The following is an 8835-nucleotide window of genomic DNA, read 5'->3' as shown; positions in this document are numbered from 1 at the left end:
GTGCGCACGCTGCGGCCCCAGCAGGCGCACGGCCACAAGGATGATCACCAGCCCCATGCCCGCCACCGTCAGGAACGGCACGCGCCAGCCGAACAGGTGCGACAGTTCCAGGGCCAGGGGCCCGCCCAGAACCGCACTGATCGACAATGACCCCATCACCATGCCCATGGCCTTGCCGCGCCGCTCCGGCGGCACATTGTCGGCCACGATGGCCACCGACAGGGCGCCCGCCGGCCCGCCGAACAGGCCGGCCAGGGCCCGGGCGGACAACAGGCTGGCCAGATCGAAGGACAGGGCGGCCGCCACATTGCACAGAACCAGGCCGATCATGCAGATACCCAGGGCGGGCCGGCGATCGAACCGGTCCAGCACCATGGCTGCCAGCAGCCCGATCAGGGCCGACGACAAGGTGTAAGCCGCCATGACCCAGCCGACCCGCGCCGTATCAATACCCAGATCGGGTGCATAGTCCGGGCCAAGCGGCATGATGACCATGAAGGACAGCACGCTGACGAACTGCACCGATGTCATCAACCACGCCACGCGGCGTTCTTGCACGGTAAGGGCGGACAGGGCCGGCTCCACCATCGGGGGGTTGCATTCGTTGCGGACTTGATAGCGCCGCCAACCGGGTGCGTCCACCGAACAATGCACAAGTCCCGATCAATCCACATGTTTCAGCCCAGGTTTCATGCAACGCAACAGGGATTGCCCAAACGATGGGCGACCCGCGTCCCCCGGTCCCATCCCCACCGCCAGCAATTGTGCGGTTAACCAAGTTGGCGTGAAAATTGCTGCATCGCACCATCCGGTCCGCCTGCCAGGGGCCGACGGCCGGCCGTTCATGGATCCTTTCAACCGGGGCCGATGGCCCCACCGACAAAGCGGGGGCGTGATGGGCGGTGTGACGGGTTTGAAAAAGGCATTGGGGCCGGTGCATCTGTGGGGGATCGCCGTGGGCCTGGTGATCTCGGGCGAATATTTCGGCTGGAACTATGGCTGGAAGGAAGCGGGAACCATCGGTTTCCTGTGGGCCACGCTGCTGGTCACGGCCATGTATGCGACCTTCATCTTTTCCTTCACCGAACTGACCACGGCCATCCCGCAGGCGGGCGGCCCCTTCGCCTATAGCCGCAAGGCGTTCGGCCCCCTGGGCGGTCTGGTGGCCGGATACGCGACGCTGGTTGAATTTGTCTTCGCCCCGCCCGCCATCGCGGCGGCCCTGGGCGCCTATGTGCATTTCATGTTTCCGGCGGTGCCTGTGATGGCGGTGGCCATCGCGGCCTATGTGGTCTTTGTCGGACTGAACATCGTGGGCGTGAAACAGGCGGCGGCATTCGAACTGATCGTCACGGTCCTGGCCGTGGTCGAACTGCTGGTCTTCATGGGCGTGGTGGCCCCGTCCTTCAGCGTCAGCAATTTTGTCGCCAATAACGAGGAATTCGGCTTGGCCGGCGTCCTGGCCGCCATTCCCTTCGCGATCTGGTTCTATCTGGCGATCGAAGGGGTGGCCATGGCCGCCGAAGAGGCCAAGGACCCGACAAAGAGCATCCCCGTCGCCTATATCGCCGGCATCGGGACCCTGGTGGTCCTGGCCCTGGGCGTCATGTTCCTGACGGGCGGCGTCGGCGACTGGCGCAATTTCTCCAGCGTCGATTATCCGCTGCCGGAGGCCATGGCGGTGGTGGTGGGTAAGGATAGCGGTTGGACCCATATGCTGGTCTCCATCGGCCTGTTCGGCATCGTGGCCAGCTTCCACGGCATCATCCTGGGCTATTCCCGGCAGATCTTTGCCCTGGCGCGGGCGGGTTACCTGCCGGCCTTCCTGTCGACCCTGCATCCGAAATTCGCCACGCCGCACTGGGCCCTGATCGCGGGCGGCGTCATCGGCATCGTGGCGCTGCTGTCGGGCAAGACGGCGGAACTGATCACCATGTCGGCCTTCGGCGCCCTGGTTCTGTACATCATCTCCATGGCAGCCCTGTTCAAGCTGCGGACCAGCGACCCGGCCCTGGAACGCCCGTTCCGGGCGCCGCTTTACCCGGTCTTTCCGGGCATCGCCCTGGTCCTGTCGGTATTTTTCCTGGCGGTGATGGGCTGGTTCAATCCGGGCATCGCCCTGATCTTCCTGGCCATGTTCCTGCCGGCCTATGGCTATTTCCTGGCCACGGCCAAGGTGCGGGCCGAGAAGGATGTGGAGATCACGGGCGGCATCATCGCCGTGTCGGCCGGAGAGGGCGTGCTGGCCCGCGGCGATACCGACCTGTAACCCTCCGACGGTTGGGCGGGTGCCGCCAGCGCCCGCCCAACCGGAAATCGGCGCTTGTCACCACCCTGCCCTTCCCCTTACCTGAGATACCGGATCAATGGTGCAGGCAGGGGAAACAGGATGATGGGGCGGAAATTCTGGCTCTCGATCATGGCATTGGCCGCCATGGCCCTGCCGGCGGCAGCGCAGGAACGGCTGGTTTTCGCCACTGACTGGCGGGCCCAGGCCGAACATGGCGGGTTCTATCAGGCCATCGCCGCCGGCCTTTACAAGGCAAAGGGCCTGGATGTGACCCTGCGCCAGGGGGGCGTAGGCATGGACCCGCAGCAATTGCTGGCAGCCGGCGCCATCGACGCGGCCATGGGGTCCAACGGCTATTTCACCTTGAATCTGGTGGAGGCGGGGGCACCCGTGGTGACGGTGGCGGCCCTGTTCCAGAAGGACCCCGTCATCCTGATGTCCCATGACCGGCCGGATGTGAATGGCCTGGCCGACATGAAGGGCAAGCCGATCGCCATTGGCGACCCCACCGTCCATACGATCTGGCGCTACCTCAAGTCCCGCTACGGGTTCGAGGATACGCAGATCCGCAAATACACCTTCAACATCGCCCCGTTCCTGGTGAACAAACAGGCGATCCAGCAGGGCTATGCCACGGCCGAACCGCTGAGCGCCAGCAAGGGGGGGATCAAGCCGAAAGTGTTCCTGCTGGCCGATGACGGCTACCTGTCCTATGCCGCCACCATCATGGTGCGCAAGGATCTGGCGCAGAAAAAGCCGGAGGTGGTGCGCGCCTTCGTCGAAGCCTCCATCGAAGGCTGGCGACAATATCTGCATGGCGACCCGGCCGCCGCCAACGCCCTGATCAAGCGCGATAATCCCGAAATGGATGACGAGACGCTGGCCTATTCACGCACGAAGATGATCGAATATGGGCTGGTGGAAAGCGGCGATGCGCTGACACGCGGCATCGGCACCATGTCGCCGGAGCGCTGGGAAGCCTTCACCAGGCAGATGGTGGAACTGGGCATCTACAAGCCGGGCCTGGACTGGCGCCAGGGCGTGGATTTCAATTTCCTGCCGAAACCCTGATCAAGGGCCTAGTAAGGATAGACAAATAGAAAAGACCCCGGATGAAACCGGGGCCTTTCCATTTATACCATCGGCTTGAAAGAGTGACCGTCGGTATTAACACCCAATCCAGAAGCCGGGACGCGGCAGAAGGCATCAGCCCTCTGCGGCTTCGGCCTTCTTGGACAGGTCTTCGCCAGTCACCTGATCGACGACCTTCATCGACAGCTTGACCTTGCCGCGATCGTCGAAGCCCAGGACCTTGACCTTGACCGCATCGCCCTGCTTCACGACGTCGGTGACCTTGGCCACGCGCTCGTTCTTCAGTTCGGAGATGTGGACCAGACCGTCACGGCTGCCCAGGAAGTTCACGAAGGCGCCGAAATCCATGACCTTGACGACCTTGCCGTCATAGACTTCGCCCACTTCCGGCTCGGCGACGATACCCTTGATCCACTTGATGGCGGCGTCGGAGCACTTGCTGTCAACGGCGGAGACCTTGACGGTGCCGTCATCCTCGATGTCGATCTTGGCGCCGGTCTGCTCCACGATCTCGCGGATGACCTTACCGCCCGAACCGATGACGTCGCGGATCTTCTCCTTGGGGATGTTGATGACGGTGATGCGCGGGGCATTGCCCGACACTTCGCCGCGCGCGGTATTCAGCGCCTTGTTCATCTCACCCAAGATGTGGATGCGGCCCTTCTGGGCCTGGGCCAGGGCGACCTTCATGATCTCTTCCGTGATGGAAGTGATCTTGATGTCCATCTGCAGGGCGGTGACGCCCGCCTCGGTGCCGGCGACCTTGAAGTCCATGTCGCCCAAGTGATCTTCGTCACCCAGGATGTCGGACAGGACAGCGAACTTCTCGCCTTCCTTGATCAGACCCATGGCGATGCCGGCGATGGGGCGGGCCAGCGGGGCGCCGGCATCCATCAGCGACAAGGAAGTGCCGCAGACCGTGGCCATGGAAGAGGAACCGTTCGATTCCGTGATTTCCGACACGACGCGCAGCGTGTAGGGGAAATCTTCCTTGGACGGCAGCAGCGGGTGGATGGCGCGCCAGGCCAGCTTGCCGTGGCCGATCTCGCGACGGCCCGGCGAACCCATGCGGCCGGCTTCACCCACGCTGTAGGGGGGGAAGTTGTAATGCAGCATGAAGCTTTCGCGGTATTCGCCTTCCAGCGCGTCAATGATCTGCTCATCCTGGTTGGTGCCCAGCGTGGCAACGACCAGCGCCTGCGTCTCACCGCGGGTGAACAGGGCCGACCCATGGGCGCGGGGCAGAATGCCCACTTCGGCCACGATGGGGCGGATATCGACCGTGGTGCGGCCGTCGATGCGCTTGCCCGTGTCCAGAACGGCGCCGCGCAGTACGTCGGCTTCCACTTCCTTGAACATCTCGGAAATGGCCTCGGGCGCGAACTCGTCCTTCAGCTCGGTCTTGGCCTTGTCCTTGGCGGCACCCACGGCGGCGTACCGGTCCTGCTTGACCAGGATCGAATAGGCGGCCTTCACGTCGGCGCCGGCCACTTCCAGGATGCGGGCCTTGACGGCGGCCTTGTCAAAGGCCGGCGGGGCGATGTCGCGGGGTTCCTTGGCGGCATCTTCCGCCAAGCTGATGATCAGGTCGATCACCGGCTGGAACTGGGCATGGCCGAACATGACGGCGCCCAGCATGATCTCTTCCGACAGCTCCTTGGCCTCGGACTCGACCATCAGCACGCCTTCCTGCGTACCGGCGACGACCAGATCCAGGGTGGCGTTTTCCACCTGATCGGCGGTCGGGTTCAGGATGAACTGACCGCTTTCATAGCCGACGCGGGCCGCACCGATGGGGCCCAGGAAGGGCAGACCGGAGATGGTCAGCGCGGCGGACGCACCGATCATGGCGACGATGTCGGGATCATTTTCCAGATCGTGGCTCAGCACGGTGCAGACGACCTGCGTCTCGCAGCGATAGCCATCGACGAACAGCGGACGGATCGGGCGGTCGATCAGGCGGCTGACCAGCACTTCCTTTTCCGTGGGACGGCCTTCACGCTTGAAGAAGCCGCCGGGGATCTTGCCCGCGGCGAAGGCCTTTTCCTGGTAATTCACCGTCAGCGGGAAAAAATCCACGCCCGGCTTCGGCGACTTGGCGCCGACGGCGGTGCAGAGCACGACCGTGTCGCCATAGCTGACCATGACGGCGCCATCGGCCTGACGGGCGATCTTGCCGGTCTCGATAACCAGCTTGCGACCGCCCCATTCCATTTCCTTGCGGAACACCTTGAACATCGTATCGATCCTTCCATCCGAAACCCGCAACACCCCGGATTGGGCGGCCGGGCCGGGGCCCGTTCGGACGGCCCCGCCTGTTTCTTGCCCCTTCAGTACAGCATTTCTGCGCACTCCGCACGGCGCGCATGGAAAAACGGCCAGCCGGAAGGGGTCCCGGCTGGCCGTCCACACCTCAACTCTGACGCGGGTCCCGACGGTTCCCACCGCCCAGGTGCCCGCCGCCGGCACGCCATCCCCCACCGCCGGAGCGGGGCAGGAACGGGGTGTGTGCGGTGGGCTTCATGTTCACGTCGAACATCACCTTGGGCGTTCGGGTCTGTAACCGTCGCGATCCGCCCCACGCCTTAGCGGCGCAGGCCCAGGCGCTGGATCAGGCTGTCATAGCGAGCCTTGTCCTTGCCCTTGGTGTAATCCAGCAGACGGCGGCGCTGACCGACCATCACCAGCAGACCACGACGCGAATGGAAATCCTTCGAGTGGGTCTTCAGGTGTTCGGTCAGGTTGTTGATGCGCTCGGTCAGGATGGCGACCTGCACTTCCGGCGAACCGGTATCGGTTTCGTTGGTCTTGTATTCTGCGATCAGCGCAGTCTTGCGCTCAGCCGTGATCGACATCGGATGTCTCCACATTTAGATGATTGAGGGATGAACGCACCCGGCGCCATGAAGGCACCCTATCGACCGGGTTCCGGTGGCCCGGAACGGGTACGCGCCCACGCGTCGCGGGGCCGGGCCGGGATGTCGTCCAGCACGGTCCCGCGCGGGCGGGCGTCGATATGCGTGGGTTGATGCGCCAAACCCTGCCCCGGGTCAAGCGGAATCCCCGGATTTCCGCGCCTGTCAGGGCATGGCTGCATCCCTGGCGGTTCGAAGCCCAGCTCACCGCCCGCAGGCAGGGACGCTTGCCACAGGCACGCCCTCCCCCCGCAGGGCCTCGGCCTCAACGAGACATCAAGGACCAGGGTTCAGGACATAAATTTTCCGATCCCCAGGGGGAAGGAATGTAAAAGATATTTGACATGCAGGGAGGTATCGCCGACATAATGTTAAAAATACCTAACATCACGAATGGAGGATTTAACATGTCGTTCCGGGAAAGGCTTGCCTGGATGCAATTGCTGGCGCTGCTGGGTTTCAGTGGGGCCTATTTTATCCCGGTGTTCGGCGCCTATCTGGGGTGGGCCACCGTGCCCGGCGGCGGACAGTTCATCTGGCTGATGGTCTGCATCCTGGGAGTGATCGTGGGTCAGATCGTCATCGCCATCATCCTGGCCGTGATGCTGGCATTACGCAGCGGGGGCAAGGTACGTAGCGCCGCTGATGAACGAGATCGGCAGGTGGCGCTGCTCGGCACGCGCAGCGGCTTTTATGTGCTGGTGACCGGCACCATCGCCGCCATGCTGAGCCTCCACTACGGCTCCGATAAGCTGCTGCTGGTGAATTTGATGTTCTGCGCCCTGTCGGTGGCTGAACTGGCCCGACTGGGCACGATTGCCTTCGTCTATCGCCGCGGCTGGTGAGCCATGCTGCCCTTCACCAACCATATCCGCCGCTTGCGCTTCGAAGCCGGCGAGATGACGCAGCAGGACCTGGCCGACCGGATCGGCGTGACGCGCCAGACGGTCGCGGCCATCGAACAGGGAAAATATTCCCCCAGCCTGGAAGCCGCCTTCCGCATCGCGCAGGTGTTCCGGGTGCCGCTGGAAAGCGTGTTCCAGTGGCAGGGGGACAGGGCATCGACGGGCAGATGAAAAAGGGCGAACCCGACAAAGGTTCGCCCCTTTTCATCATTCCGTGTGGGACGAAATCAGCCCTCGCCGCCGCTGGCCGGGTTGCCGATCATGGCCAGGAACTCTCGCCGGGTCTTCTCATCCTCGCGGAAGGCACCCAGCATGCGGCTGGTCACCATGGTGACGCCGGGCTTGTGGATGCCGCGGGTCGTCATGCACTGGTGCGTCGCCTCGATCACCACCGCCACCCCAAGGGGCTCCAGTACCTCCTCGATGGTGTTGGCGATCTGGGCCGTCATCTTCTCCTGGATCTGCAGACGCTTGGCATAGACCTCGGCCACCCGCGCCAGTTTGGAGATGCCGACCACGCGGTTGCGCGGCAGATAGGCGATATGGACCTTGCCGATGATCGGCACCATGTGATGCTCGCAATAGCTTTCCAGCCGGATATTGCGCAACACCACCATCTCGTCATACCCGTCCGTCTCCTCGAACGTGCGGGCCAGAAGATCGACCGGGTCCACCTCATAGCCGGCGAAGAATTCCTCGTAGGAACGGACGACGCGGTCGGGCGTGCCGACCAGCCCTTCACGGTCTGGGTCGTCGCCGGCCCAGCGGATCAGGGTGCGGACGGCGGCCTCGGCCTCGGCCTTGGTGGGGCGGACAAGGTTGGGATTGGTGGTGGCGGGTCCGGCGCGGCGGCCATGGACGGGGCCAGGCACAACCTTGTCAGTGTTCTTTTTTGGCACGGTCACGGGGATGCACTCCTCAATGTGTGTGTTCGGCTTGCATGTATCCCTGGGCAGGACACCGGCCGGTTCCCCCGATCCAGCCGGCCGGGCTACCTCGAACGATCAAGAGCAGGCCCGGCAAAAGAAGCAGATGGCTTGTTCGCCGAATGTTTCAAGCGCCCATTTCAGATATCGCCCTGGCGTTGTGTTTTTTGCCCTTCGGGCAGCGGCGGTCAGTTGAGGTGACGCGGCTGATGCGGGCTATCCAGGGAAAAGGCCGGAATATTGATGTCGAAGCTTTCCCCCGCCTCGCTTTCCATACCGTAGGACCCGACCATGATGCCGGACGGGGTGGAAAGCGGCGTACCGCTTGTATAGGTGAATGCCTCCCCCGGACGCAGCAGAGGCTGTTCACCGACGACACCGGGGCCGCGCACCTCCATCATCCGGCCCATAGCGTCGGTGATGCGCCAATGACGGGTGCGCAGACGGACCGTCTCCAGGCCCAGATTCTCGATGCGCACATGATAGGCCCAGACATAATGGCTTTCCGCCGGCTGTGACTGGTCGGGCAGATAGCGCGGCTCCACCGTCACCCGGATTTCGCGTGTCGTGTCGCTATACATGGCCGCCCCTTCCCATTTCCAATCCGATGATCTGATCCCGGATTTCATCATGGCGGCCAAGTGTTTGGCGGCCGCAAAGCCCCATTATAGGCCGGTTGCCCCGCCTTACAATCCCATGGGGGCGCC

General features: G+C 63.5%; 9 protein-coding genes. 4 read left to right on the top strand and 5 right to left on the bottom strand.

Annotation, left to right across the window (positions count from 1 at the left end; genetic code table 11):
* The coding region (locus KBA48_RS19770; protein ID WP_292909544.1) for an MFS transporter at positions 1-588 on the bottom strand (588 nt) is incomplete at its 3' end.
* Positions 589-895: 307 nt separating this feature from the next.
* Here KBA48_RS19770 and eat point away from each other — a divergent pair.
* Positions 896-2269 carry an ethanolamine permease gene (gene eat / locus KBA48_RS19765; RefSeq protein ID WP_292909542.1) on the top strand — a complete coding sequence of 458 codons (1374 nt, stop codon included), beginning with the start codon at positions 896-898 and terminating at the stop codon, positions 2267-2269.
* Between the two features lie 120 nt (positions 2270-2389).
* Complete coding sequence (locus tag KBA48_RS19760) at positions 2390-3361, top strand: ABC transporter substrate-binding protein (RefSeq protein ID WP_292909540.1); 972 nt, start codon at positions 2390-2392, stop codon at positions 3359-3361.
* Positions 3362-3496: 135 nt separating this feature from the next.
* On the opposite strand, the gene pnp is transcribed toward KBA48_RS19760, so the two are convergent.
* Entirely contained in the window at positions 3497-5620 is a 2124-nt protein-coding gene (pnp, locus tag KBA48_RS19755; protein ID WP_292909538.1) for a polyribonucleotide nucleotidyltransferase, read from the bottom strand.
* A 347-nt stretch (positions 5621-5967) separates the two neighbouring features.
* Positions 5968-6237 carry a 30S ribosomal protein S15 gene (rpsO, locus tag KBA48_RS19750; protein WP_292909536.1) on the bottom strand — a complete coding sequence of 90 codons (270 nt, stop codon included), beginning with the start codon at positions 6235-6237 and terminating at the stop codon, positions 5968-5970.
* Between the two features lie 467 nt (positions 6238-6704).
* On the opposite strand from rpsO, the gene KBA48_RS19745 reads away from it, so the two are divergent.
* Positions 6705-7142 (top strand): hypothetical protein, encoded by a 438-nt coding sequence (locus tag KBA48_RS19745; RefSeq protein WP_292909534.1) that lies wholly within the window; start codon positions 6705-6707, stop codon positions 7140-7142.
* 3 nt (positions 7143-7145) lie between these two features.
* The gene (locus KBA48_RS19740; RefSeq protein ID WP_292909532.1) at positions 7146-7373 is read left to right on the top strand and encodes a helix-turn-helix transcriptional regulator; all 228 of its coding nucleotides are present in this window, start codon (positions 7146-7148) and stop codon (positions 7371-7373) included.
* Positions 7374-7429: 56 nt separating this feature from the next.
* Here KBA48_RS19740 and folE read toward each other — a convergent pair whose 3' ends face one another.
* Entirely contained in the window at positions 7430-8074 is a 645-nt protein-coding gene (folE, locus tag KBA48_RS19735) for a GTP cyclohydrolase I FolE (protein WP_292909546.1), read from the bottom strand.
* Positions 8075-8316: 242 nt separating this feature from the next.
* On the bottom strand, positions 8317-8709 hold the full coding sequence (gene apaG / locus KBA48_RS19730; protein ID WP_292909530.1) for a Co2+/Mg2+ efflux protein ApaG: 393 nt from the start codon (positions 8707-8709) through the stop codon (positions 8317-8319).
* Between the last annotated feature and the right edge of the window lie 126 nt (positions 8710-8835).

It is taken from the genome of Niveispirillum sp. (assembly GCF_017996735.1).
GTDB lineage: Bacteria > Pseudomonadota > Alphaproteobacteria > Azospirillales > Azospirillaceae > Niveispirillum.
The sequence above is the reverse complement of the archived record's forward strand: the minus strand, read 5'-3'. Positions and strand labels throughout refer to the sequence as shown.